General features: G+C 56.6%; 20 protein-coding genes and 1 pseudogene. 15 read left to right on the plus strand and 6 right to left on the minus strand.

The genetic code is table 11. The features are described from left to right. From ACMTA2_RS17415 to ACMTA2_RS17470, 12 genes are all read left to right on the plus strand, one after another. Positions 1-795: an SDR family NAD(P)-dependent oxidoreductase gene (locus ACMTA2_RS17415; protein WP_413790985.1), complete on the plus strand. Its 795-nt coding sequence runs from the start codon at positions 1-3 to the stop codon at positions 793-795. Between the two features lie 130 nt (positions 796-925). Further along, on the plus strand, positions 926-2,155 hold the full coding sequence (locus ACMTA2_RS17420; RefSeq protein WP_413790986.1) for a cytochrome P450: 1,230 nt from the start codon (positions 926-928) through the stop codon (positions 2,153-2,155). 75 nt (positions 2,156-2,230) lie between these two features. Continuing rightward, positions 2,231-3,664, plus strand: coding sequence for an MmgE/PrpD family protein (locus tag ACMTA2_RS17425; RefSeq protein ID WP_413790987.1), 1,434 nt, complete (start codon positions 2,231-2,233; stop codon positions 3,662-3,664). Positions 3,665-3,689: 25 nt separating this feature from the next. Next, positions 3,690-4,874 (plus strand): alkene reductase, encoded by a 1,185-nt coding sequence (locus ACMTA2_RS17430; RefSeq protein ID WP_413790988.1) that lies wholly within the window; start codon positions 3,690-3,692, stop codon positions 4,872-4,874. 439 nt (positions 4,875-5,313) lie between these two features. Continuing rightward, complete coding sequence (locus ACMTA2_RS17435) at positions 5,314-7,041, plus strand: DUF1302 domain-containing protein (protein ID WP_413790989.1); 1,728 nt, start codon at positions 5,314-5,316, stop codon at positions 7,039-7,041. A gap of 12 nt (positions 7,042-7,053) precedes the next feature. Further along, positions 7,054-8,430 (plus strand): DUF1329 domain-containing protein, encoded by a 1,377-nt coding sequence (locus tag ACMTA2_RS17440; RefSeq protein WP_413790990.1) that lies wholly within the window; start codon positions 7,054-7,056, stop codon positions 8,428-8,430. Between the two features lie 67 nt (positions 8,431-8,497). After that, positions 8,498-9,610, plus strand: a complete 1,113-nt coding sequence (locus ACMTA2_RS17445; RefSeq protein WP_413790991.1) for a WD40/YVTN/BNR-like repeat-containing protein — start codon at positions 8,498-8,500, stop codon at positions 9,608-9,610. After that, positions 9,611-12,178 carry an efflux RND transporter permease subunit gene (locus tag ACMTA2_RS17450; RefSeq protein WP_413790992.1) on the plus strand — a complete coding sequence of 856 codons (2,568 nt, stop codon included), beginning with the start codon at positions 9,611-9,613 and terminating at the stop codon, positions 12,176-12,178. A 67-nt stretch (positions 12,179-12,245) separates the two neighbouring features. Beyond that, positions 12,246-13,070, plus strand: coding sequence for an NAD(P)-dependent oxidoreductase (locus tag ACMTA2_RS17455; protein ID WP_413790993.1), 825 nt, complete (start codon positions 12,246-12,248; stop codon positions 13,068-13,070). A 92-nt stretch (positions 13,071-13,162) separates the two neighbouring features. Beyond that, entirely contained in the window at positions 13,163-13,945 is a 783-nt protein-coding gene (gene pldA, locus ACMTA2_RS17460) for a 4-pyridoxolactonase (protein WP_413790994.1), read from the plus strand. 189 nt (positions 13,946-14,134) lie between these two features. Further along, positions 14,135-14,896, plus strand: coding sequence for an SDR family NAD(P)-dependent oxidoreductase (locus tag ACMTA2_RS17465; RefSeq protein WP_413790995.1), 762 nt, complete (start codon positions 14,135-14,137; stop codon positions 14,894-14,896). A 204-nt stretch (positions 14,897-15,100) separates the two neighbouring features. After that, positions 15,101-15,430: a hypothetical protein gene (locus tag ACMTA2_RS17470; protein WP_413790996.1), complete on the plus strand. Its 330-nt coding sequence runs from the start codon at positions 15,101-15,103 to the stop codon at positions 15,428-15,430. Between the two features lie 426 nt (positions 15,431-15,856). Here the strand turns inward: ACMTA2_RS17470 and ACMTA2_RS17475 are convergent, their stop codons facing one another. The 4 genes from ACMTA2_RS17475 to ACMTA2_RS17490 form a co-directional block, all read right to left on the minus strand. Continuing rightward, the gene (locus tag ACMTA2_RS17475; protein WP_413790997.1) at positions 15,857-16,909 is read right to left on the minus strand and encodes a nucleoside hydrolase; all 1,053 of its coding nucleotides are present in this window, start codon (positions 16,907-16,909) and stop codon (positions 15,857-15,859) included. Further along, the gene (locus ACMTA2_RS17480; RefSeq protein WP_413790998.1) at positions 16,879-17,868 is read right to left on the minus strand and encodes a LacI family DNA-binding transcriptional regulator; all 990 of its coding nucleotides are present in this window, start codon (positions 17,866-17,868) and stop codon (positions 16,879-16,881) included. The genes ACMTA2_RS17475 and ACMTA2_RS17480 overlap by 31 nt, the downstream gene beginning before the upstream one ends. A 219-nt stretch (positions 17,869-18,087) precedes the next feature. Continuing rightward, positions 18,088-19,422 (minus strand): OprD family outer membrane porin, encoded by a 1,335-nt coding sequence (locus ACMTA2_RS17485; RefSeq protein ID WP_413790999.1) that lies wholly within the window; start codon positions 19,420-19,422, stop codon positions 18,088-18,090. Positions 19,423-19,540: 118 nt separating this feature from the next. Then, positions 19,541-20,860, minus strand: a complete 1,320-nt coding sequence (locus ACMTA2_RS17490) for an MFS transporter (RefSeq protein WP_413791000.1) — start codon at positions 20,858-20,860, stop codon at positions 19,541-19,543. 591 nt (positions 20,861-21,451) lie between these two features. Here ACMTA2_RS17490 and ACMTA2_RS17495 point away from each other — a divergent pair. Beyond that, positions 21,452-22,480, plus strand: a complete 1,029-nt coding sequence (locus ACMTA2_RS17495; RefSeq protein ID WP_413791001.1) for an IS110 family RNA-guided transposase — start codon at positions 21,452-21,454, stop codon at positions 22,478-22,480. 375 nt (positions 22,481-22,855) lie between these two features. Here the strand turns inward: ACMTA2_RS17495 and ACMTA2_RS17500 are convergent, their stop codons facing one another. Next, the gene (locus ACMTA2_RS17500) at positions 22,856-23,767 is read right to left on the minus strand and encodes a LysR substrate-binding domain-containing protein (protein ID WP_413791002.1); all 912 of its coding nucleotides are present in this window, start codon (positions 23,765-23,767) and stop codon (positions 22,856-22,858) included. Between the two features lie 221 nt (positions 23,768-23,988). Between ACMTA2_RS17500 and ACMTA2_RS17505 the strand changes: the two genes are divergently transcribed. Next, positions 23,989-24,945 (plus strand): PDR/VanB family oxidoreductase, encoded by a 957-nt coding sequence (locus tag ACMTA2_RS17505; RefSeq protein WP_413791003.1) that lies wholly within the window; start codon positions 23,989-23,991, stop codon positions 24,943-24,945. A 308-nt stretch (positions 24,946-25,253) separates the two neighbouring features. Next, positions 25,254-25,514, plus strand: a pseudogene (locus ACMTA2_RS17510) (hypothetical protein); the annotation flags it as partial. A gap of 383 nt (positions 25,515-25,897) precedes the next feature. Here the strand turns inward: ACMTA2_RS17510 and ACMTA2_RS17515 are convergent. Further along, entirely contained in the window at positions 25,898-26,818 is a 921-nt protein-coding gene (locus ACMTA2_RS17515) for a DMT family transporter (RefSeq protein ID WP_413791004.1), read from the minus strand. Positions 26,819-26,947: the final 129 nt, after the last annotated feature.

Raw genomic sequence — 26,947 nt, forward strand, 5'->3', positions numbered from 1 at the left:
ATGCGTTACGCGAACAAAAACGTGCTTGTCACCGGTGCCGGCGGCGGTATAGGACGTGCATTGTGTCAGGCATTTGCCGCAGAAGGCGCGGTTGTCGTGGCTGCCGACCTTGACCACGCCATGGCGATGCAGACAGCGGCCCAGATTGTATCCCTAGGTCAAGTTGCCCATGGTTTAGCCGTTGATGTCGGGGACGAGATCTCCGTTCAGGCCGCGATCAAGCAGGCCCTCGGGCTGGTGGGCGGTATTGATGTGCTCATCAATAACGCCGGTATCGCCTATGGCGACATCTACCAATTGACGGCGATGCCGGCAGAACGGCTCAAGCGCCTGTTCGAGGTCAATGTCTTCGGCATGTTGTTCTGTGCCAGGGCATGCCGCGAAAGTCTGGCGAGTCGGGGAGGGGTCATCCTCAACATGTCCTCAATGGCATCTTACATGGCTAACGGCGCCTATAGCCTGAGCAAAGCAGCAGTTAACAACCTGACTCTGGTGCTGGCTGATGAGCTGGCCAACCTGGGTATACGGGTCAATGGCGTCGCGCCGGGCCTGATGGATTCGCCCGCAGCGCAGCACAATGTCGATGCCGCTATTCAGGCAAGCATTCGTCAGGCCCAGTTGGTCCAAAGGCAGGGCACCATGGACGACGTCGCACAGCTGGCACTGTTTCTGGCGTCAGGGCAGGCAGGGTTTATCAATGGGCAGACAGTGCTTGTCGACGGCGGCTTCCTGCGCCATTCTGCGGCAGCGATACCGGTTCCGATTCGTCTGCACCCGGCAGCTCTACCCTGTTAGTGCAACCGCTGGCAACGCACGGCTGTGAGCGGCCTAAGCCTTGACAACGGAAGAAATCAAACAATAATCTATAAGATCAGATCATATAGATGTTTAAAATAAAAACAGCTAGCCGAGGAGAGCTACCGATATGGGTGACGCGAGCGAATTACGAGTAGACATTTCAAACGTCCCTGAACACGTGCCCCGCGAATTGATTGTCGACCACGATATCTGGGCAACGCCTGACAACGTCTGTCCTTTCAGTGCGATGGACCGTTACCGAGACGGGCCCGCAGTGTTTTACACCCCCGTGCACTATGCCGGTAACGCGGGCGCCTGGGTCTTGACCCGGGCTGAAGACATCCAGGCAGTCATGGGTGACGCTGAGCTCTTCGGCAGTCAGTCCAAATCCGGCTTTACCGCCCTGATAGGTGAAACCTGGGATCTGGCTCCGCTGGAAGTCGACCCGCCAGAGCATCGGCAGCTGCGGCAAATCCTCGACCCGGTGTTCTCGCCCAAGCGAATCGAACAGCTGACACCTGGCCTGCGTGATTTCTGCAACAAACTCATCGACAATTTTCTGGAGAAAGGCGAGGTCGAGTTCGTCAATGATTTCGCGCGGCCTTATCCAGTGAAGATTTTTCTCGAGCTGATGGGTTTGCCGATGGAGGACTTCGACCGGTTCGTGGAGTGGGGTGAGCAGTTGCTGCGCAGTCCGACCCTCGAAGGGCGCGTCGTCGGTGGTAAAGCCATCCTCCATTACCTGTTGGACCTGATCGAGAAGCGCAAGCTGGACTCCTCAGGTACTGACGTCACGAGCATCGTGGTCAACGCCCGGATTGACGGCCAGCCCCTGCCACCCGAGCGTTTGATTGGCATGCTGTATTTGCTGTTCATTGCCGGGCTCGACACCACCGCGTCTTCACTGGGTTTCTTCTTCAAACATCTGGCGGAGAACCCTGCCGACCAACAGCGTCTGCGAGAAAACCCTGATCTGATTCCTCAAGCGGTGGAAGAGTTGCTGCGTGCTTATTCGGTGGTGACCACCGGACGTCACGTGATGCAGGACACCGTGGTCGGCGGCGTACAGATGAAGGCTGGCGACTGGATCGTCATTGGCACCATGTTTGGTAGCCGTGATCCGGAAGAGCATGTCGACGCCGACAAGATCGACCTCGACCGTCAGCAGAATCGCCACATGGCGTTCGCCACCGGCATCCACCGCTGCCTGGGCTCGCACCTGGGACGCCGGGAACTGGTGTTGGCTATCGAAGAATGGCTCAAGCGTGTTCCACAGTTCGGCGTGAAAGCAGGTGAACGCCCTGTGATGCACGGCGGGATTGTATTTGGCGTCGACCACCTGCCGCTGACTTGGTGATCGAACGGAGTTGAGTGCTGCTGCAATGGATAAAAACAACGAATGCCGGCCCGGGCCGAGCAGACAGGAGGCGCTGTGACTGAATATACAAAGACACTGGCAGAATTCGCGGTAGGGACACCCTTTGATGCACTGCCAGACGCGGTGCTGGAGAAAGGCAAGCGCCTGATACTTGATACGCTGGGTAACGCCGTGGCCGGTTACTCGACCAGTGCCGGCAAGCTGGCGCTGAAGACCAAGCAGGCATTGGGCGGTACGCCCGTCTCGACGGTGCTGGTGACCGGTCAGAAGCTATCGCCAACCAGTGCTGCGTTTTGCAACGCGACACTGGCCTCGGCTTTGGAAGCCGACGATACCTGCCTGCAGCTAGGCCATCATGGGCAGTGCTCGTTCATGCCCGCGCTGGCAGTTGCAGAAGCCAACGGTGCCAGTGGTCGTGATTTCCTCGCGTCGGCGGTCCTTGCCTACGAGTTGGGCGCACGAATTGCTTCAGCGGCTCGCCATGTAATTCAGGATGAAACTGGCCAACTCAAATTCAATCCATCCGGCGGTGGCGTCAACTGGGTCGTGTTCCCGGCGGTAATCGGCTCTGGCAGGATTCTCAAACTCGACGAAACGCAAATGGCTTCGGCGATGGGCATCGCGGGTTTTGCCGCGACAGTGCCGACCGGCGCACGCTGGCATTTGCCACCGCGCAATCACATGAAGTACAACCCGTACGCGTTCATGGCAGAGAGCGGCACCTTCGCCGCCTTGCTGTCGCAGAACGGCTTCACCGGTGACCCGAACGTCTTTGACGGCGAGGCTGCTGAGGTGAAAGCCAACTGGTGGCAAATGGCAGGCTGCATCGGCGTTGAGCCTCAATCAGCCGTAGGTGGCCTGGGTGATCGCTGGGTGACGCTGGACGCGTCGTTCAAACCTTATCCGAGCTGCCGTTTCACCCATGGTCCGCTTGGTCTGTTCGAACAGTTGGTAGCTGAGCACCGGATCACCGCTGCGGAAATCGAGCACGTTGACATATACAGCACGCAGATGATGTTCGCCTACCACATGGACAGCCCTGTGGTGGGTGGCGAATCGGATTGCCAGTTCAGCATGCCGCATCTGATTGCCATGTCAGCGTTGGGTATTCCTGCCGGGCCGAAGTGGGTTGCACCTGAATACTGGACCAGCTCGACTGTGGATGCGCTGAAGAGCAAAGTGAAATGCCACCTGTACGAGACTGCCGATCAGGCGGTGGTAAGCCAACTGCTCAGCGGGCGCTGGGAAAAGTCCCCAAGCGCAGTGAAGATTCGTGCCCGTGGCCAGACCTTCGAAATGAAGGGCGACTACGCGCCAGGCGACCCCTTCCTCGCGGAAACCGCCATGAGCGACTCTAAGCTATTTGCGAAATTCCGTCAGTCCACCGAACAGGGTCTGGCGCATGGGCAAATCGAGCGCTGCATTGAAACAGTGATGAATCTTGAGGGGCTGCCTGATATCCGCTCCCTAATTCAGCTTTTCCATTGACCGCGCCGAGAACAAGAGCATGAATATGAGTATCAAAGACATCACGCGCAGCGATCTGGACCCACTCTACCAACCGTTGTCGCTGGCGGGCGGCCTCACGCTGCCCAATCGCATTGTCATGCTGCCGATGACCCGTGTGCGGGCAGAGATCGACGGCACGCCTAACGATCTAATGGTCGAACACTTCGCCCAGCGCGCCAGCGCTGGCTTGATCATCACCGACTCGACACCGGTCAGTGCCACCGGACGCTGCTTCATGAATTGCCCGGCGATGTTTACCACCGAGCATGCCTTGGGGTGGCGCAAGGTCACTGATGCAGTGCACGAGAGGGGTGGTCGCATCATCCTGCAGATGAACCATGTTGGGCGTGCCAACAACCTGCAGTACCTGCCGCGCGCCGTGCAGCCAGTGGCTCCGTCGGCGGTTCGTATACCGCGCGACTCACGCAAGATCACCATCAACATTCCGCGCATCACGCCCTATGAGATGCCGCGGGCGCTGGAAACCGAAGAGGTTTCCCTGGTTGCTGATGAGTTCCAGCGGGCAGCGCGCCTCGCCGTTTTTGCCGGGTTTGATGGGGTACAGGTACACGCCGATTCGGGTTATCTGATTCACCAGTTCCTATCGACCAACGTCAACCAGCGTACCGACCGTTATGGCGGATCGCCGCAGAACCGCGCGCGCTTTGCCCTTGAGGTATTGGACAAGGTGATTGCGGTAAATGGTCCGGAATACGTGTCGATCAAACTGACACCGGGGTTCCAGGTCCACGAGATCGAGGAAGATGACATCGAGGAGAAATATGCCTATCTCATCGATGAGTTGAACAAGCGTGAGGGACTGTCATTCTTGCACTTGTATTTCGGCGATTTATTGACGTCAGAGGTGTACCGTGGCATCCGCGGACGCTTCAAGGGCACTGTACTTGCGGAGGGTAGCCTCAAGGCGGCGCAATACGCAGAGATGGTGAGCGGCGGCGCGACCGATATGGTCGGCTTCGCCCGGGCGTTTGTTTCTAACCCTGATCTGGTGGAGCGCTTACGCCAGGGCCACGCCATTTCACAGCCTGACCTGAACACCATGTACACACTAGGCGCAGAAGGCTACACCGACTACAAACCCTGGGACGCCGAGGATCCGACAGGGTCTGTACTCCAGGGGCGTGCCCACGACGATGCTGATCAATTGCTGATGCAGGTCAACATCTAAAACCTCTACTGGCGACCGTTGCCCACGGGTATCGGTCGCCAGCATTTTGGCCATATGAACAGACTTCGCCTCCGTTCGAACCCTCGCGCGGAGCGTTTCTACGTGCCCGCTTTTTGGCCCTCATGCGGCTAAAAAAATATCAGATAATTTTTCCTTCCTGACTGCGCTTTTCCATCTCCTGATGGGTGCTCTTCGGATGCACCGCCACCCGAAAAATCAATTTTTATCTATTAAAAACAAGATGATGCCGACGTCGGAAAACATCTTTCGAGTGCCCGCCACTCAAGGTTTTCGGCGGTCGGGCACTTTGTTGACAGCGTCTCGATAGGGTGCCTAATATAGATCAACTAGATGATGAAGATCTTGTTTAGGATCTACCTCATCATTTTGTGAAGTGCGGTGCGGCAAACAATAAAAACAAAAAACCAGGAGATGAATCATGGGTGTCATTACTACGCGACGGTGCATTACCTCGCTGGCAGGCGCTGTGATGGTAAATGCACTGGGTGTCGCTCAGGCGGCGCAGTATGACTTCGGCGATGACTGGACCGTCCACTGGGATAACACAGTGCTCTACAATCTCGGATTCAGAGCCAAAGGCGTTGACGATCACATCGGTAACAACCCGAACTTTTCAGAAAACGATTACCGCTTCAAAGACGCCGGCGATGTAGTGACCAACCGCATGTCGCTACTTTCCGAGCTGGACGCCCAGCACGCCGAGAGCTTTGGTTCTTCCGGCTTTCGCATCAGCGCCTCAGGCTTTCGCGATTTCGCTTATGACAGTGACGTCGACAACAACCCTGGCGAGGTTGCCCCAGGCGTTCCTTATAGCGCTCTGGGCAGCTACAAAAACGATCGTTTCTCCGACTACTCGAAAAAGCGCTATGTCATGGGCGCAGAAATTCTCGATGCCTTCGTGTTCGCCAACTTCGACGACGTCATGGGTCATGCAACTTCGGTCAAGCTGGGTCGCCTGACGGCTTATTGGGGTAATGCCTTGTTCTTTGGCAACGCGGGTATCAACTACTCGCAGAACGCCGTCGACAACATCAAGGGTGCATCGGCGCCCGGCACTCAGGCCAAAGAGCTGGCCATTCCGCGTGCGCAGTTCCTGGTCTCGACCCAGGTCACTCCTGAGCTGCTCGCTGAAGCGCAATATTTCATGGAGTTCCAGGGCAACCGTCTGCCTGAAGGCGGGACCTACCTCGGGATCACCAACTTCCTGTTCGATGGCCCGGACTTCTTGCTCGGCCCGAACGGGGTGCCTCACGGGCACAACTACAAACCCGACGGCATCAACGATAACTTCGGCCTGCGATTGAGCTGGTCACCGGAGTGGTTGCGCGGCGCCTTGGGCCTCTACTATCGCCATTTTGACGAGACACAGCCTTGGGCACCGCTATTTGGCGTCGATGCCAGCGGCAATCCCAACTACCACACCGCGTACGCGAAAAACGTGGACATGCTGGGTATTAGCCTGGACAAACAGATCGGTTCGTTGAGTACCGGTTTCGAAGTTTCGTATCGTCGCAACACGGCCCTCAATAGCGCGGTAGGACCTCTTCCCGGGGATCTGAAAGGTCGGGAGGGTGCGCGTGGGGACACACTCAACGTAGTCGCCAACGTTCTATCGGGCCTGACTCCGACGCCGTTTTACCAAACCGGCACTGCCTTGGCTGAAATTGCGTATACGCGGAAGCTGTCGGTCACCGAGAACAATGATTTGTACAATGGCACCCACAGTGCTGGCTGTCCTACGGGTAGTAAATGGGATGGTTGCTCTACGGACGATGCAGTTTCGATTGCTGGCCAGTTCGACCCCCAATGGTTGCAAGTCTTCCCGGGCGTTGACCTGGACATGCCTATTTTCGCGATGTATGGGCTATCCGGCAACTCCGCCAGCCTGGGCTCTCCGGTGAACCAGGGTGCGTTGAACTATACCTTTGGCGTCCATGCCTTGGTTCGATCCACCTACAACGTCACCCTTCAATATAACGGCTATCACGCCCATCAAAGCGGCGGACTGACCAACTTCCCTACGGCCAGTGGCACGCCTGTGCCGGTGGGTACCCAAGGGTTCCCTTCCTATTACGCCAGTGGCAACGGCACCTACTTCTACAACGACAAGGATTGGGTCTCGCTGACCTTTCAGGCCTCTTTCTAAGGAATCGTACACATGACAACTATAAAAATACGAGCTGCCTTGACTGTGATTTCGCTGGCTGTCTGCGGCTCTGCTTTTAGCGCTGTGTCTCCTGAGGAGGCGAAGCAGCTGGGTGGTAGCAAACTCACCGAATTCGGTGCCGAGCGTGCCGGCAATGTCGACGGTTCGATCCCTGCATATACCGGCGGCATGACCGCCGCTGGAAGCGCTGGCTACGATGCGGCAACCGGCAAGCTCAGCGACCCATTTCCGGCTGAGAAGCCGCTGCTGCGCATCGATGCCAAGAACATGAACCAATACAAGGACAACCTGACACCTGGCGCGATCGCCATGATGCAGCAGTACCCTGACTTCTATCTCAATGTCTACCCCACGCACCGTACGGCGGCTTATCCAAAGTGGGTGCTCGATAACACCATCAAAAATGCAACGACTGCAGAACTGACCGGGAACGTAGAGGGCGATGGCGTCAAGAATGCCTACGGCGGCCTGCCATTTCCGATCCCAAAGAACGGCTATGAAGCGCTGTGGAACTACTCGCTGCGGTGGCAGCCATCGAACTGGAAGTTCAAGAACGACAGCTGGCTGGTCACCCCAGGGCACAAAACCCTGCAGGGTAACTTCATGAACTATCTGGGCCTGGCGTATTACGACAACACCAAGACCTCGCTGACCGATCCGTACTATTTCAAACAGCTGGATGTCGGCAACGCGCCGTCGTCGCAAGTCGGTTACAACCTGCTGCTGTCGTTCTCGATCAACTACTCGGATGCCGACCAACTGAACTGGGTCTACACGCCTGGGCAGCGTCGGGTTCGGGTCGCGCCAGAGTTCACCTATGACACGCCCGCAGCCAACTTCGGAGGCTCGTTGACTTACGACGAAGTGTTCCTCTACTCAGGACGCCCGGATCGCTTCGACTTCAAGATCATCGGCAAGAAGGAAATGTACGTTCCGTACAACGTCGGCAAGCCGAATAATCCCGGCGTGACCGAGGATGCCTACAACACACCCAAGTTCCCCAACGCGGATATGCTCCGTTGGGAGAAACATCGGGTATGGCAGGTCGAGGCCACCCTCAAACCCGGCAAGCGCCACATCCTGTCCAAACGGGTGTTCTTCTTCGATGAAGACTCCTGGAACATCCTGGCCACCGACGGCTACGACCAGTCCGGAAAACTTTACCGCATAGGCTTCGGTCTGCCGACGCCTGTGGCCGACGCCAACCTTCCGTTCCTGTTCGGCTATGCGTACTTCCTGATCGACCTGACCAAAAGCACCTACTTCAACGCTTGGGTCGGCCCTCATAACGAACTTCGGGTCAGCGACAAACCGCTCAACGGGGTGATGTTCACGCCGCAGCAGCTCGCGGCCAAGGGCATTCGTTAACCAGCGACATCGCGGCCGGTCGCCTGTGCGGACCGGCCGGTTGGCAATGACGGTTTGGAGCAATCCTATGATCAGCAAGTTCAAGGCGGTGGCGGCCGCGTTGATTGCGACCTGGACACTGTGTGAAAGCGTGTCCGGCCATACGCAATCAATGGGGCATTTTGTAGACCCGCTGGATGTGCAGGCGGCCGAGGTGAAGGGCGCACTACGCGCTGAGCGCCAGCCTCTGCTGGCGTTGGCTTTGGCCGGAAAACGGGTAGTTGCAGTGGGGTTGCGGGGCGTGATCATTGTTTCCGATGATCAGGGTCGCACTTGGACGCAGGCCACTGTGCCTGTGCAGTCCGATCTCACCACGGTGTCATTTGTGTCGGCCAGCCAGGGTTGGGCGGCTGGGCATGACGGGGTGATTCTGGAGACGCTCGACGGCGGTTTGCATTGGAGCAAACAACTGGACTTGCGCCAGGCCCGTGAACAGTTTCCGTTGCACTACCAGAACAGCACCACAGGCGCCGCGGCTGACAATGAGCAGTATCTGACTCAAGTACAAAACAACCTTCAGGGTGACAGCTCACTGCCCTACCTGGGGCTGGCGTTTGTCGACGATAAACAGGGATATGCGGTTGGCGCGTTCGGAATGATTGCGTCCACTGTCGACGGCGGCAACCAGTGGCTGCCGGCTTTCGACCGAATCGACAACCCGGACCAACTCAACCTGAACTCGATCCGCCGGATCGGTGGGCATCTGTATATCGCTGCCGAGCGCGGTGTGGTGTTTCGCCAGGACAGCGTTTCCGGGCAATTTGTGCCGGTCAGCACCGGATATCCAGGCAGCTACTTCGACATAGTCGGCAATGACCGGATTGTGCTCGCGTTTGGCCTGAAAGGGACGGCTTACCGCAGTCTCGATCAGGGCAAGACATGGGAGCAGGTCAATACCCAAACATCCTCAGCTTTGTTCAGTGGCTTGTTTCAGGCCGATGGCAACGTGCTGCTGATTGACGAGGCGGGCGACTTGTTACGTGCAAACGCCCAAGGGCAGCATTTCGAGCGATTGCCTCAAGCGCTGAAACAGCCGGTAGCGTCGGCATTGATTGCCGGTAGCGACACCCTGGTGGTGGTGGGATACGCAGGGGTCGGCACGTCTCTGTTACCTGGCGCCCAATCTTCGGGAGATCAATAAATGGCAGTCTCATCGGACAATCATGCCGCGATGCCCGTGGTGCATGAGCGCGCGACGTTCGATCCATCGACAGGCAGTCTGTTGGAACGCTTGATGTTCAACAACCGCTGGGTGCTGGTCGTCATTTTCGTCATTCTCACCGTGTTGTTCGGCATGCAAGCCGTGAAGCTGAAGGTCAACGCGAATTTCGAACGGATGCTCCCTCACTCACAGCCGTTCATTAAGAACTACCTGGATAACCGTAACGAGTTGCGCAGCCTGGGCAACTCGATCCGGATTGTCGTCGAAAACAAAAGCGGGGACATCTATAACCCGGAGTATCTGAGTACCTTGCAAAAGATCAACGATACGATCTTCCTGCTGCCAGGTGTCGATCGCTCGCTGATGAAGTCACTCTGGACGCCCAGTGTGCGCTGGACTCAGATTACCGAAGAAGGCTATCGCGGCGGGGCAGTGATGCCCGACAGTTATGACGCGTCGCCACAGGCGATCCAGCAGTTTAAGAACAATGTGGGTATCTCGGGAACCATCGGCGGTCTGGTGGCGAACGACCAGCATTCGAGCATGATTTTCGTACCGCTGCTTGATCGCATCGAAGCCACCGGCCAGCCGCTGGACTACTCGCAGTTCTCACAGCAACTCGAACAGCAGGTGCGCAGCTTCGAGTCAGATAACACCGGAATCTACATCGTTGGTTTTGCCAAACTGGCTGGCGACCTGATTGCCGGGCTCAATCGGGTGATGTCCTACTTCGCAATTGCCGCGTTGGTCGCAGGCATCGCGATCTTCGCCTACACCCGCTGTGTCAGAAGCACTTTGCTGGTACTGGGATGCTCCATGGCAGCGGTGGTATGGCAGTTGGGTATCGTTCAAGCCCTGGGTTTTGAACTGGACCCTTACTCGATGCTGGTGCCGTTTCTGGTCTTCGCCATTGGCGTGTCCCATGGTGCGCAGAAAATGAACGGCATCATGCAGGATGTCGGACGTGGCACGCACAGATACGTCGCGGCGCGTTACACCTTCCGGCGCCTATTTCTTGCGGGGCTTACGGCACTGGTCGCCGACGTGGTGGGCTTCGCGGTATTGATGGTCATCGATATCCCGGTTATTCAGGACTTGGCGCTGACCGCGAGCATCGGCGTCGCCGTGCTGATTTTTACCAATCTGGCGCTGCTACCGATTCTTTTGTCGTTTCTTGGTGTCAGTCCGGTCGCCGCGCAACGTAGCCTCGAGTCGACCGGAACCAAACCGGGTTTGCTGGCCTCATTGCTTGGGCGCTACACCCAGCGCAAATGGGCCGTGATCGGCCTGACGGCGTCAGGAGCATTGTTGGTGATCGGGTTGGTGGCTGGAACTCAGCTTCAAGTGGGCGATCTGGATCCCGGCGCGCCGGAGCTGCGTCAGGATTCGCGCTACAACCGCGACAATCACTTCATCACCAGCCATTTCGGTTTATCCAGTGACGTGTTCGCCATCATCGTCAAGACCGCGGCTGAAGGCCTGAGCAGTTATCAAACGCTGATCGAAGAGGATCGTCTCGAGCAATCCCTGCGTCAGCTCGATGTGGTGCAGACTACTGAGTCCGCCGCGAATCTGGCGCGTGCTTCCATGTCGGGGATCTTCGAAGGCACACCAAAGTGGGGCACATTGAACCGCTCCTACACGCTGTCTTCGCAATCGACCTATGACTTGCGCACCAACAGTCCCGAGCTGATCAACTCGGATGGCAGTCTGGGGACCGTTATTGCGTACCTGCGCGATCATAAAGCGGCAACGCTTGAAGCCGTAGTCAAGGTCGCCGACGAGTTTGCCACCCAACACAGCGGCGACGGCGTGCAGTTCATGCTCGCTGCCGGCTCGGCGGGTATCGAAGCCGCGACCAACATCGCGGTGAAGTCAGCCAACCGGCTGATGTTGGTGCTGGTCTACGTCGCTGTGATCGTGCTGTGCTTCATCACCTTTCGCTCTTGGCGCGCGGTGGTGGTCGCGGTGGTGCCGCTGGTTCTGACATCGGTACTGTGTGAAGCCCTGATGGTGGCATTGGGAATCGGGGTCAAGGTTTCGACATTACCCGTTGTGGCCCTCGGAGTCGGGATCGGCGTCGACTACGCGCTGTATCTGCTGAGTGTGCAACTGGGCTACCAGCGTCTAGGGTTGCCATTGCGCGAGGCGTACGAGAAAGCGCTGTCGTTCACCGGCAACGTGGTCGCGCTGGTGGGAGTAACGCTTGCCGCCGGGGTGGTGACCTGGGCCTGGTCCCCTATCAAGTTTCAGGCCGACATGGGCATCTTGCTGACGTTCATGTTTGTCTGGAACATGGTGGGCGCACTGGTGTTGATTCCTGCACTTTCACACTTCCTGTTGCCAACCTCGGTGTTGACACCTTCGCAATCAATCGCGCCCTCCGTCAAAACGGGTGACAAAGCTCAAGCGATCAATCTGCGCCAGAGCTCAAGTATCGATTCCGTCGACTCGTCCGCCCCTGTTGGTTCACCCTTCAGCGGTGAATCCGAAGAAGGCAACAGCGATGACCCACCGCGCAATGCAAGCGTTGGCCGCTTGCGTTGAACCAACAACAAGAATGCGGCCCGCCTGATGGCGGCGTGCCGAACGTCTCATTGAATGTGAGGGAATCATGATCCGAGCAGGGTTTATCGGTCTGGGTGACATGGGCGGCGCCATTGCCCGGCGTATCGTCGATGCCGAGTTTGCTACCACACTTTGGGCCCGTCGTGAGGCCAGCCTTGAGGCGTTCAGGGGCACCCGATTCAACGCCGCGCGAAGCCCGGCCGAAGTCGGTCGCAACAGCGATGTCGTTGGCGTGTGCGTGTTTGGTGATGACGATGTCCTCGCTGTCGTGCTGGGTCCTAACGGTCTGCTGGAAGGCATGGAGCAAGGCAGTGTATTGGTCATCCACAGCACCATCTCCGTGGCAGCCACACTGAAAATCGCCGCGGCCGCCAAAGTAGGAAGCGTCGACGTGCTCGATGCACCTGTCAGCGGGGCCCGTAGCGGCGCGACCTCCGGGACGCTGTCGATCATGGTCGGCGGCAAGGCGGCGGCATTCCAGAAGGCGTTGCCGCTCATGCAGGCCTACGGGGCGTCCATCCTGCACCTGGGTGGCATCGGTAGCGGGCAACGGATGAAGGTCCTAAACAATGTTCTGGGTTTCGCCAATTTGCGCATGGCGCACTTGGCAATTGAACTGGGCGACGCCTTGGGGCTTGACCCAGACGGGGTCAAGCAGGTCCTGCGCTCCGGCAGTGCCGGAAGCTTCAACCTCGGCATTCTGATTGATCGCCTAATGCCTGATCCCGCGTTCGCACGGCACGCAGTGGCGATGACCGAAAAGGACACCCGCCTGTTTCAGCGGATGTGCCAGGACGAAGGCCTGCCACGCACCTTGATGGACCAACTTGCTGAAGAAGCGATCGACTTGGTCGCCAGGCTTGGCCATTGAATGCTCAGTATCGATGAGTCCGGCTGCCGGTCCGGCGCTGAATCAGCGCCTCGACTGACAGGAGTTCAAGAGCGGTAAAGGAGTCTTTAAACGTGAAAAAAACCAAGGTCGCGCTGCTGGACGGTGGTCTGATGCATGCCAAGGAGTATCAGGTCTTTTGGAACCTTCCTTCCGAGAAGCTCATATCCATGCCAGCGTATGGCGTAATGATCGACCACGCCGACGGTAAATTTCTGTTCGATACCGGATTTGACTTGCACCACTTCGAAACAGCGATTTCTCCCAGTGGCGCTGCTCAAACTATCCAGCAAACCATTCCAGCCCAGCTTGATCTGCTGGGTCTGCGTCCTCGCGACATCAACTACGTGATCAATTCGCACTATCACTTCGACCATTGCGGCGGCAACAAGCACTGTCACCACGCGACCACGCTTTGCCACAAGTGCGAACTTGAAGCGGCGTCAAAGCCTGAACCCTTTGAGACGCTGTCTTATTCGGACCGCAGCTTTGAAGGTGTCGAGGCTGCCGATCCTGAAATTGAAATCTATACCCCGCGCTTCGAAACGCTCAGTGGCGACCAGGAGCTTGCCAAGGGCATTCATCTGTTCGAAACCCCAGGGCATACCTTGGGCCATTACAGCCTGATGGTCGAATTGGCTGGGCGCCGACCAATGCTGTTCCCGGCAGATGCGGTGTACTCACAGAAGGGCCTGGACGCGATGTTGATGCCGGCGTCCCACGTCGATCCGGTCAAAGGCTATAAGTCAATGTTGCGGATCAAGGAAATTGCCGAAAAGTACGGTGCGGAAATCTTCTTCGCGCACGATGAAGAAAACTATGAGCATTACCTGAAGGCGCCGTATTGGTACTCTTGAAACAGTGCGTTTTAAGTGTGAAAAAGCATTTGACGCCGATGTTAGAGTAACTCATCCGCGCTCTTTTCCAACCATCAGCTCCGTAGGCTCCATGATAAGACGACGTGGTCGGCGTTGGTAATTTTCACGGTGCAATCACGATAGCGCTATGCAGCAGGCGTTCGCCGGTCGGAAGTCAAGGAATACACCATGCAAATTGAAAACAAGGTTTTTGTAGTTAGCGGGGGCGCCTCAGGGCTTGGAGCGGCTACCGGCAAAATGCTGGTCGATGCCGGGGCCAAGGTCATGCTCGTGGATATTAACGCCGAAGCGGTCGAGGCTCAGGCTCACAAGCTGGGCGCGGCTTTCTCGATCGCCAATATCAGCTTGGAAGAGGACGTTAAATCCGCCATTCAGGCGACTCATCAGACATTTGGTGCGCTCCATGGAGTGGTCAACTGTGCGGGCGTTGTTGCCGGTCAAGAAATTCTTGGAAAGAACGGCCCTCATGGGCTGGAAAGCTTCAGCCGAGTGATCGGTATCAACCTGATCGGCACTTTCAATCTGCTGCGTTTGGCTGCGGAGGTAATGGCCAAGGGCCTTCCTAATAAGGATGGCGAGCGTGGAGTGATCATCAATACTGCTTCGATAGCAGCCTTCGATGGGAAGATAGGTCAAGCCGCGTACGCGGCGTCCAAAGGTGCGGTCGCCAGCCTTACCTTACCCGCTGCTCGCGAACTTGCCCGCTGCGGTATCCGTGTGATGACCATCGCCCCTGGCGTGTTCGAAACACCGATGATGGCTGGGCTGAGCGTTGAGATCCGTGATTCTCTCAGCGTTGGCGTACCGTTTCCGCCGCGGTTGGGCAGGCCGCGCGAGTACGCTGCACTGGTGCGACAGATCATAGAGAACAGCATGCTCAACGGGGAAGTTATTCGTCTCGACGGTGCACTGCGGATGCCCAACAATTAATTGTAGTGGTTTATAGTTTGATAACACTATTTTTTAGTGATTTGGAAACATGTCAATTTTGCATCGTATAGCACCTAATTGCAGGCTTTTTGTTCGCGGTTGGTTCCGCTAAAGTCAAAATTACAGTGTCTCATATAGCTTGGTTGTAGGGGGAGTTCTATATGAGAAGCATTTTTTATTGGTTCTGATTTTTTGGAGTAGCGCATGGTGATCTCTTTGTCGGAATCTGCTGGTGAATACTTCAGCGGTGAGTGTCGTGAAATGATTTTAATTCTTGTATTTTGCGGGCTCTGGCTGTTTGCATCTCTGATACTTTTTATCTTCGCTCGAGATACTTTCGCTGAAGCCTTTTTGACAACCACGCTTGTGCTCGTCAGTGTGCTGTCCATTACCTCGGGTTCGCTATTGGTGCGAGACGCATCGCTACGCGCTACCTTGGTGAATGGTTTCTCTGAGCAGGCCCCTGAGGTCAGCCAATTACTTATTGGTGAAGTAGACCGTATCGTATTCGTATTGATCATGCGGTTAATCTAGATCATCCTTGATGTTGAAGAATAAAGTCTGTCGCGACCTACACGCTGGAGCCCTTGATAGTCCTGAGATCACCCGACCAACAATTTCTTTGGAAAGTCTGTCTCAGGTACCAGAAGGTGACACTCTCTAAACACGTCCGCGAAAAAAATCTGTCACTCGGACGAGAAACGACTCATGGGAATTGCTATAGGTGACGTTCTACACCCGTTTGAGTGAATGAACGTACTTTTGACGAGATTGGCCTCGCCAAAATCCTTGTGATGGCGACGTAAGACCTCAATTGGTCAAAGCGGCCCGTCCTATTTCCTTACTAATCTCCCATAGATCACTGAGAGATTAAATCCCCTCTCGTTGGACTGCGATAACAGAAGTGTGCTGCGCACTAGTCTGCGCACACCAAAATCGAACTGAGTCATGGCTCCGATATCATTGATGGTTCTTTGAGGCTGAGCCAGGATTAGTCGATAAATACTTTTCTATGATTTCGAGCAATAATCGGTTGTCGACGCTTTGCAATACGTCCACCAGGCCACTGGTGGGCGGCGTGATTGCAACATTCAGCCGCAGGGGCTGCTTGTAGCGCCAGGTTTTGCCTCGCGTACGGCCGACGCGCAGTTCTACCTCGGTGTAGTACTGCGTGGCGGTGGCGACACGCGGGTCCAGCAACCAGGCAATCACCAGGGCGTCATGAATCCAGCAACCGGCCAGGCTGCGGGTGGCCATTGAATAATCGATCCAGGGCCTGAACGTCTCACAGATAAAATCGGCGAGGGGCGTATCGAGTTGCTGGATACGGTCCAGGTCCTGGTGCGTCATCAAGGTTTGCGTGGTGACATCCAGGGGCACCAAAGTGATATTCGCGCCGCAATTGAGTACACGGTCTGCCGCTTCCGGATCGAAGCCGAAGTTGGTGTCCTTGATAAAATCATCCAGCGCAAATACACCGCCCATGATCACGATTTGCCTGACCGCCTTGATCATTTCCGGGTAGCGTTCAATCGCCAGCGCGACGTTGGTCTGCGGGCCGATCGCTACCAGGGTGATTTCCCCGGGGTTCGTGCAAATCAACTGGCCGATGGCGTCAGCCGCTTCTTGGGCCGGGGCCTCGAAATCAAGGGGCGTGCGAACGCCATCCCATAAATGAGCGAGTTGGCGCTTGTGCACGGTGTTGTCCAGCGCATCGCGCCAGGGGCCGCCGGGTTCCTGTAGGGCCTGGGTGCTGCCCCTGACGACGGGAAGCGAGCGGCCGGTTCGGGCCATCAGGTCTCTGGCGACGTTGTAACCCACTGCGCTGGGCGTGTTGCCTGCAACAGTGGTGACCAATTCAAGCGACAATTCAGGTGCAACCAGTGCGAGCGCCAATGCCAGACCGTCGTCAACATTGGCGCCTGCAATCCCGTTTCCGGGATCGCAATCAATAATTAAACGTTTCATTTCACCTTCTTTTTTTAGACTCGCGGTGTTTGCACAGCGCCGCATCCGCAGGACTCGCCAATGACCAAGCGGTGCGAAAACTCTTGCAGCTTCACCTCGCCATTCCAGGCCAGCAGCATTGAAATGGCGGCTTTGGCCATGTCTCTGACGGGCTGGCACACGGTGGTCAGTGACGGCGCATAAAACGCCGACTCCTCGGTACCGTTGAAACACACCAGCGCCACTTGTTCGGGGACTTTTATGCCGTGTTCCGACAGGGCCCGAATGCAGCCGATGGCTTGTGCTTCGTTGGAGCAAAACAGCGCGCGGGCTGGGGGGCCGTCGGCCAACATGCGCTGCGTCGCGTCATACCCGCCTTGTCGCGTGTAGCTGGCGGGCAATATCCATTTGGCGCGTTCCTCAATCCCGTAGTCCGCCAGTGCATCACGCCAGCCGTTCAAGCGGTCTTGGGCGTTGAGCATTTCCAGCGGGCCACAAATGATGCCGACCTCGCGATAACCATGGCTCAGCAAATGCGCGGTGACTTGATGGGCCGCGCCGCGCTCATCGACCCGCAGCATATTGACGGCCAGGCTGGGGTCGACACGGTCGAGCATCACAAAGGGCGTGCCGCTGGCCTGGATCAGCTCGATATGCGGGTGGCGGTCGACGCTGGTGTAGAATAGGCCATCGACCCGCTGGCTCAGGAGGTTGTTGATCAGGTTCAGCTCACGCTTGCGGCAGTCACCGGAGTCGCCCAGCAAGATGACCAGGCCGTTGTCCAGTGCCTCCTGTTGCAGCGCATGGGCGAAGGAGGCGATGAAGGTATTCGAGATATTCGGCACCACCAGCCCATACGTACGGGTTTTGCCCGAGGCCAGTGCCTGGGCGACGCCATTGGGCCGGTAACCGGTGTGTTTTATGGCATCCAGTACACGCTGGCGCGTCGCCTTGGCGACGGGCCTGGGGCCGTCGTTGATCACATAACTGACGACTGCGACCGAGGTTCCTGCTTCGCGAGCCACATCATCGCGTGTGGCCCTGGTGGGATACTGTTTTGTCAAAGGGACCTGCCATTTCCTGTGAGTCGATGGACATTCGGGTGGTACCCGATAACGGGTCTACTCGCGTAGATGTTTACGGCAAGAGAAGGGGCTGAGATGGACCGCATTATCACTGCTCGTTTATTTCAGTTTGATGACCTGTGTACTGTTCCCTTTTAGTCACCTGGAGCCCCTTCAGGATCAGAAGATCGCGTAGGTGTAGCTGAAGATCACACGCGCCTGATCCACCGCACCCACGTTGGGAATGCCGCTGCGGAAACTGCCTTCGCGTAACGAGGTACCAAACCCTTTCAACGGACCGCTCTGCACCACGTAGTCGATGCGCATGTCACGTTCCCATTCCGAGTAGCGGCTCGCGCCGTCGACTGAGCGGATGTTGTCGCCATGCAGGTATAGCGCCGATGCCGAGAGGCCCGGTACACCCAGGGCTGCAAAGTCATAGGAGTACTGGGCAAAGTTAGTGTTTTCGCCGGCACGGATAAACGAGTTATCCATCACGTCGGTAATCAGGTAGACGCTGGCGCCGCCGTTGCCTTCGCTGTTGCCGGCACCGCCCACTACGTTGCCCTGGTTCAAGTACACGGTGCCGCCCGAGTCGGAAACCTGCTGGCGGCCGAGCATGAACGCGTTGCCTCCCAGGTAGTAGGTGAATGCAGCACTCCAAGTGGTGTTATCAACTTTGCCCGGCTCGCTGGCATATCCGCCGTTGTTGTTGAAGAGGTAGCCGGTGGTGCCGTTTTTACCCTGGGATTTGCTGTTGAAGTAGCGCAGATCGGTTTTGAAGCGGGAGTTTTCACCCAGCGGCGTGGTGTTCAACAGTCCAAAGAAATCCTGGGTGTAATAGTCCTTCAAGTCGGCACGGTAGTATTGCAGGGTTGTGGTGGGGGTAATTTTCCAGTCGGCGCCGGCATAGGTGAATTGGTTGCTGTCCTGGGTGCCACCGGCAATGGCCAACCCAGTGGAGTTGGACGACGCACGCCCCGTGGAGCGGTTGAGTTGCCCGGCATTGATCGTCAGGTTATCGATGTCTTTGGAAGTTACCGTCAGGCCTTCAAAGGTTTGCGGCAGCAACCGGCCATCGTTGGCCACCAGGATGGGCAGGTTAGGCTGCAGCGCGCTGCCGGCATGGAACTCGGTCTTGGACACGCGAAGCTTGGCGTTGGCCCCGAGGCGGCTCCAGCTGTCCACCGGCGTGCCGTCCGAATCGACCGGTGCGAGTGAGTTCGAGGTGCTGGCACTCGGGTGTTGGGTACCACCGGACAGGTTGAACGCCTGCATGGCTTGAACATCGAGGCCGAAACCGACCGGGCCTTGGGTGAACCCTGAGAGGTAGTCCAGTTTGAAACCTTGCGTCAGTTCGTTTTGGTCAACGCCCGCGGTATTCGGGTTATCACTGCGAAGGTAGAAAGTGCGTGCGCTGATCGATGCCGTGCTGTCATCAATAAAGCCAGCAGCCAGTGCTTGTTGCGCAAGGATCGTGGTGGTGACTGCCAGTGCGAGGGTGGACCGTTTCATGTAAATGCTCCTATGGTTTTGCCCATTTACAGGCATGGCTTCGCCGGTTCTGTGGTTAAACAGTCGTGCGGGTTTGCGCCTTTCTGCGAGGCGTCAGTGGTTTTTCAGGGGGATGAAACTAGATGGCATCTTCCAGCGCGTTGAGGTCGCGCCCACGGGTTTCCGGAGCGACAAAGGTCGTCACGAAACCAATCCCGGCCATGGCGACAAAGTACCCGGCAATCGCCCACCAGTGGCCGGTCCAGGTCAGCAGCGCGGCAGCCACCAGAGGCGCGGTACCGCCGGAGAGGATCGAGCCCAGCTCCTTGGCCAGGGCCAGTTTGGTGTAGCGGTTTTTCACGCCGAATATCTCAACGCTCCAGGCCGCCTGTACGCCGAAGATACCGAGGGAAGCGAGGCCCATGCCGACCACGATGGTGGTCATGACAATGGCCGGGTCGCGGGAATCCAGCAGCATGAACGCCGGGAAGGCGTAGAGCATCAGCAGCAGACAGAAATAGCGGTACACGATGCGTCGACCAAACCGGTCAGACAGCCAGCCCGCCAAGGGGATGATCAAAAAGCCGAGGATCGACGCGATCAACACGGACTGGGTTGCGACAGATTTATCCACCGCAAGCACCTTCACCACGTAGCCAACGATAAAACCCTGGGCCAGGTAAGAAGGGCCGTTCTCGCCAATGCGCAAACCGACCATGGTCATAAATGCCCGGCTGCCTTTCCAGAAACCAACTCGCTGTACAGGGGCAGTGAGAGCGTTATCGCGCTGCGCTTGCAATTGTGCCTTTCGAAGCTCAAACACCGGCGTTTCCCGCAGGTTGCGACGCAGCCACAGCGCCGCAAGTGCAATCAGTGAACTGCACAGAAACGGAATGCGCCATCCCCACTCCTGCAATTGCTGTTGATCCATTTGCACCACGGCAAGCCACACCAGTGAAGCCAGCAAGGTTCCACTGTTGGAGCCCAGGGCAATCACCGAAGACACCAGGCCCCGTTGTTTGGCGGGCGCGAACTCGCCCAGCATCACCGTACCTGCGGCCAATTCGGCGCCTGCACCGAAACCCTGGGTAAAGCGCAGCAGCACCAGGCATGCCGGCGCCCAGATACCGATCGATGCATAGCTGGGGATCAAGCCGATCAACGTGGTGGAAGCGCCCATCAACACGACGGTCGAGACCATGACCACCTTGCGGCCCTTGCGATCACCCAGCCACCCGAAGAACAGAGCGCCAATCGGCCGCGCCACAAACCCCACCGACCAGGTCGCGAAGGTGGAGAGCAACGCCATGGCAGGTGACACATTGGGGAAAAACACATCGCCGAAGATAAGGCCCGCCGCCAGGCCATAAAGGGCGAAGTCCGCATACTCCATTGCCGTGCCAAGCCAACAGGCGAGGGTGGCGCGATACAGCTCCCGGCGTCCTTGCGGGGTTATCAAGCTTTCATCCGCTGGGCCCCATGCGAAAGGCGCATCGGGTTGAGCAGCACTTCCAACTGTCGACATCAAAAAACTCCTGATACAAGGACGGCCCACACAGGACCATTTTGGGGCTGCGTCAATGTCGATACCCGTGTGATCTCTTTTTCTAATGCTATCTACGCGCGTAGATAGCGATTCTTGAAAATCGGCCCGGAGTAAACCTCAAAGGCCGATGCTGGAAATCAATGGCGCGACATTCACTTAGAACTCAACACTTTCGCGTCAAGCAGGAGGCGTGCGTAGGCAGCCTCGTATCTGGATCTTAGACGAGGTTGTATTTCATTCGAATGACAGGATCTGTTGCCGCTGACCGAAAACTGACCCAGGGTCAGTTTTCAATCAGCGCCAACAGGACTGGCTCCAATGGTCGCGATATGGACGACTTGCCGATCTCTATATATCACGGCCCTGCACCGCTCATCCCTACTCAGCAGAGCGCCTCGCCTCACGTACGGATCTATTGGTATGGACGCCCCATCCACAAGCCAAAGGTCTCAACGTGCCATAGTGGAAGGGCTCAGAAACCACAATCCAAGAGGAGCGTCCGGTATGAAAATTATGACCGTTGGTATCGACTTGGCGAAAAATGTATTTCAGGTGCACGGTGTTAATGAACATGGCAAGCCCGTTCTGAGGAAGCAACTCAAGCGCGACCAGGTCGCTACCTTTTTTGCCATCATGCCGCAGTGTCTGATTGGTATGGAGGCCTGTGGAAGCGCCCACCATTGGGCTCGCAAGCTGCGCAGCTTGGGTCACGATGTGAGGCTGATGGCCCCGCAATTCGTAAAGCCATACGTGAAAACGAACAAAAACGATGTAGCTGACGCTGAGGTTATCTGCGAAGCGGTGGGTCGGCCAAACATGCGTTTTGTGCCGATCAAGGACATTGAGCAACAAGCCGTGCTGTCGCTGCATCGGGTTCGTCAAGGATTCGTGAAGGCACGGACAGCGCAAGCTAATCAGATCCGTGGGCTGCTAGCCGAATTTGGTCTTGTAATCCCGCAGGGCATTGCACATGTCGCCAAGCGCGTGCCGGAGTTTATTGAGGATGAGCGCAACGAGTTGCCGGGCTCGTTTCGTCTGCTTGTGCAGCGTCTACTGGAACAATTGAAGGGGTTCGATCATCAGGTTCATGAGATCGAGAATCAAATTATCACCTGGCATCGCGCGAACGAAAACAGCCGCAAGCTGGCCAAGATGCCAGGCATCGGGCCAATCACGGCCAGTGCAATGGTAGCCTCTCTTGGCGATGCCAAGAGTTTCAAGAATGGCCGACAGGTGAGTGCTTGGCTTGGGCTGGTGCCGAAGCAGAACTCCACTGGCGGTAAGACGGTGCTGTTGGGGATGAGTAAGCGGGGAGACTCCTATTTACGGACGCTACTGATCCAGGGGGCACGGTCGATGATCTACGCAGCACAGCGAAAAGAGATCTCTGACAGCTGGCTTGGCCGGCTACTTAAGCGGCGTAATGCCAATGTGGCAGCCGTTGCACTGGCTAATAAAAACGCCCGAATTATCTGGGCCTTGTTGGCCGGTGACCGTGAGTTCCGCTTCGATTACACGACCGTCGTCGCGTAATCGAAGCGGCTTGAAGAGGTCAACTTAACCCTGCAGCAGACCAGCTCTATTGATTGCTCAGGTGATCATGAATTGATGGCAAAACTGGTAAGACCGTGGCCAAGAAAATCTGACCCGCACAGCGTGCCCTGAGCACACGGATCTATTGAGAACTCGGCCAGCGGATTCCATCAGGGACAGCGGCAACGCCGCACCGAAAGTCCGGATGTATGAGTGCAATCTCTACCATTGAGCCGTCACTGATTGAAAGCTTGGCAACCCGGGGGCATCCATGTATGTGCGGGGGCTGGGGCAGCTAACTGCCATCCCTACCGCAACCAGTGATTCGCACAATGACGCGACATGCCGTGCAGCCGCGGCAGTCCTCGACAATCGTCAATTTCGAATAAGTGAGTGGAGGCACCAGTCAATAAACGCGCGTATGTTAAGATGGCTATGAGTACCCGCTGCCCACAGGACATAGTAGCCAAGTTCTGATTCGATCGTCGAGTCTGGAAGTGGGTTAATCAGCGTCCCGTTCGCTATCTCTCGATTCACGAGATGATCCCAACCCAATGCAATGCCGTGCCCCTGTGCTGCGGCTTCGATCACTAGCGGATAACTGTTGACGGTTAGCCCCTTTGTGACAATGGCCTTGTTGACGCCATTCCGGTCGAGCCACTGCCGCCAGCTCATCCAGTTCCAGTGCTCATCCTCGAGTTCGATGAGCTTGTGTTGTGAGAGATCGCTGGCCTTTAGAAGTTCGGGACTGTTCTTAAAATATTTCGGACTGCAAACCGGAAAGATACGCTCAGGAAAGAGTTTCTCCGCATGGAATCCGTGCCACATGCCGTCGCCAAAAATGATCGCCGCATCGACATCGGTCGTCAAACAGATCTTCTCGACGTCCGAAATCATCAAGCGCGGTGTGATTTGCGGGAAGGCGGCGGTTAATTCGGGGAGCTTCGGCATTAGAAGCATATTGCCGATTGCTTGGTCGCATCCTATTGTCAGGATGCTTCCATCTCCCTTCGCCCGCAGATCGGTGGTCGCGCTGGCGAGGTTTGCGAGCGTTGTCGCGACCACATGCTGGAAGTTGCGCCCTTGTGGGGTAAGGCTCACCGAACGATTGTCTCTGATGAATAGCTGCACCCCCAAGTAGTTCTCGAGGGATCGAATCTGCTGACTGATTGCGGCTTGAGTGAGATGCAGCTCAAGCCCAGCCTTCGTGAAACTTAGGTTCCGAGCCGACGCTTCGAACGCGATCAACGGATCCAGCGGAGGAAGCTTTTGTCGATAATTCTTCATAAGTTTTATTTATCCAATTGCCTAAGTAATGGCTGTTGGTCAGGCTGGAAGTATTAAATTATATTGTCCGAAAGAGGTGTTCAAATCAACCGAAACCTCTCGAGCGCTGATTAGCGCGAGCAGGAGAAATAGTGCGCAGCGGCGCAGAATCGAACAGCGCTGGATGAGAATTCATCGCGATACCGAGGGGTGCGTCCGCAGCGACTGAGGAGCTGATTATCATGTATTTAAAGATCTCGGATGTATCTGACGAAACGGCGTCAATTCGAAGCTTTTCGCTCGTAAATGCATTGGCAGATATCCCGCTGCCGGTGTTCTCGGCGGGGGCGCATATTATCGTGCGCGTGAACGGCACAATAATGCGGCAATACTCCTTGGCGAATACCCCCGGCTCATCGGATCATTACTTAATTTCGGTTCTCAGGGAGCAGGAAGGACGAGGCGGGTCGCAATGGATACATGAAAACTGGAAGATTGGGGATACTATAGAAGTAGAAGGCCCTGCCAACAATTTCAGACTCGACGAATCGGCGGGTAAAGTTATTCTTATTGCCGGTGGCATCGGTATTACCCCTATCCTGTCGATGGCGAGACGCCTGCAACAAATCGGATCCAAGTATCATTTATATTATTGCGCGCGCTCAGTCGAGGAGACTGCACATTATAACGCAATAGTAACTTCAACCCTGTGCGATAATGTAACGTTTATTCATGACAAAGCAACAAAAGATAAGCGCTTAGATGTGTCCAGTCTAATGAAAGATCGCGAAGAAGATTGCCACGTGTACGTATGCGGCCCACTAGGGCTTGTGGAGGCCGTCAAGAGCGCCACACGAGGCTGGCCTTCGGAAACGGTGCATTACGAGCTGTTCGGGGCGGATCCAAGTGCGATACGGTGTCGTGAGGGCGACTCGGAATTTACGGTGACGATCAGTAGCAGCGGGGAGTCGTTTGCCGTGCCCCCAGGTAAATCGATATTGCAGGTACTGGCCGCCAATGGGATGACGGTACGAACGCTGTGTGAAGAGGGGTATTGCGGGTCTTGTCTGACCCCGGTGCTGAGCGGCAAGCCAGACCATCGGGACAGTGTGCTGACGCAGGCGGAACGAAACTCCGGAGAGCTAATTGCCCTGTGCTGTTCCCGTGCAAAGTCCGAAAATCTGATTTTGGAGCTGTGATCTCGGGCGACCCCGATTAAGCTATCGCGACCGACTGTCCGGAGGACATCAAGCTGTGGCGGAGAGACGAAGCTCGACTTTGACATAGACGGACGCGCGCAGACGGTCGGAGCCATTTCAGCCCGTAATCTTGAGTGCGTATTCCGTGCACACTCGGATATCCATTCCTCGAGCATCAAGACGCGATCCCAGGCTGATCCGGATACTCTCCAGAGCCATCCGAGCACTGAGTCGACAGCCTTCCCGATAACTCGGCATGAGCGACGCAGGGTTTCGTTCAGTGATGTTTTAGGAGCAGTGAGGCCGTAGTGGAGCGTTTATCAATGCGCAAGATTCCCGAGGTGCTATCCCTCAGGTTCGATTGCGGGTTATCAACTGTCCCGCTGAGCCATGAGCCACGCCGAGCTATGCCGGCCTGCTCTGACTCTGGCGCTGCTTTCGCAGAAGTACTAAATGGCGTACCTAGAGGGTTATCACTACAGTTGGTTCTGCGACCACTACTGAGCTTCGCAGGACGGTTGAATGTGGTGAAGCGCCAGGAGCACAGCGCCGGCGAGAAGTTATTTGTCGCGATGTTCGCGGCCTTCAGCTAAATTGCTGCAGTGCAATCCGTGTCTCGCGCTTGAGGCGGGCCGCGACGACCTTGACCTTGAAGGGCGAGCATTGTGATGGTGGCGGCAGATCTCACGCACAGTTCTTGGCAGAACGACAAAGTATCCTTCCTGCCTACACCCAAGGTCGGAAGCTTCCATTGCCCTTCGTGCGGCGAAATTGCCGAGGCCATGCAGGTACACCATTCCATGCCCCTCAAGAGCCACTCACGTACACAAGCCTTGGTCGTCTAAAATACCTGCTGCGGCAGTGGCCATTGTTTCCCGAAGAGCCTGCGTGAACGGTTTCACGTACTGACGCACGAAATTAGGCAGCCAAACGATGTCCCTCAATGGTTTTTTCAACACCCGCGATCATCCGCCAACTGCGGGGTCGACGGCGAGACGACCGCCATCAGGCCGGCTACAACGACCAAGAAGGTTCCTGCTTGCATCAGGACACCATAGGGTTCGTCTGCAAACAACGCTGCGGAAACGGCACCAACGGCCACCTCTATCATCATATAAATCCCGAGCCGTGTGGGCTCCAAGAAGCGCGCAGCCCACAGGAACCCGGTGAGCGCGACCGCCCACCACCCGATTCCAATGATGATGATAGCTAGAATACCGGTGCCGTAGTCGATTGAAGGCCTGGCCTCCAAGCTCGGGCCCTCCATCACACAAGCCAAAAGTACGGCAGACAAAAGCGCGCCGACGCTGAAGATGAAGTTGCTGCTATAAGAGTCGAGACGTGAGTGCGTGTACATGCCGGTGCTTGCGATCGACCACAGAATGCCACCAGCGAGACCAAGCCAGTCGCCGATTTCGCGCGGCAACGGGATGCCGGTGTTGCCACCCTGTAGAACCAATAATATTCCGACCATACCGATGGCGATCGCCGCGTAACGTGCCAGGGAGGTCTCCTGTTTGAACCATAAACGTGCGATCAGAATGCTCCAGACCGGCGTCAAGTAGTACAGAACCACCACCACCGCGACATTTCCATACAACAGGCCGGCTGAATACAGCGTGAACGACGCCCCGCCGAGACCGGTAGATAGGAGCGCGTAACGGTTGGATGAGTAAAGGGATGTCCGGTAGCGCCAAGCGGCGGGCGCCAGAACCATGCAGGCTACAATCACCACGTACACGGTGCCCCAGACACCAGCACCAATGGATGCTTCCACATAGCGGGCCGGTATCCAGTATACGCCCCACATGACGGGAACTAGGAGCGCGACCGAGTGCGCTGTAATCAACTTTCGTGTGGATACTGCGCTCATTCGATACTGTCCATAGACGTCATTGTAACTATAAAAGTGCCTAAAGCCCTGCACTCGTTAGTCAGTTCGCCTGCTCTGGCACCCCCTTCCGGGTTGAATCACTACAGCTCCGATGAGCACGTATTCCTC

It is taken from the genome of Pseudomonas medicaginis (assembly GCF_965119365.1).
GTDB lineage: Bacteria > Pseudomonadota > Gammaproteobacteria > Pseudomonadales > Pseudomonadaceae > Aquipseudomonas.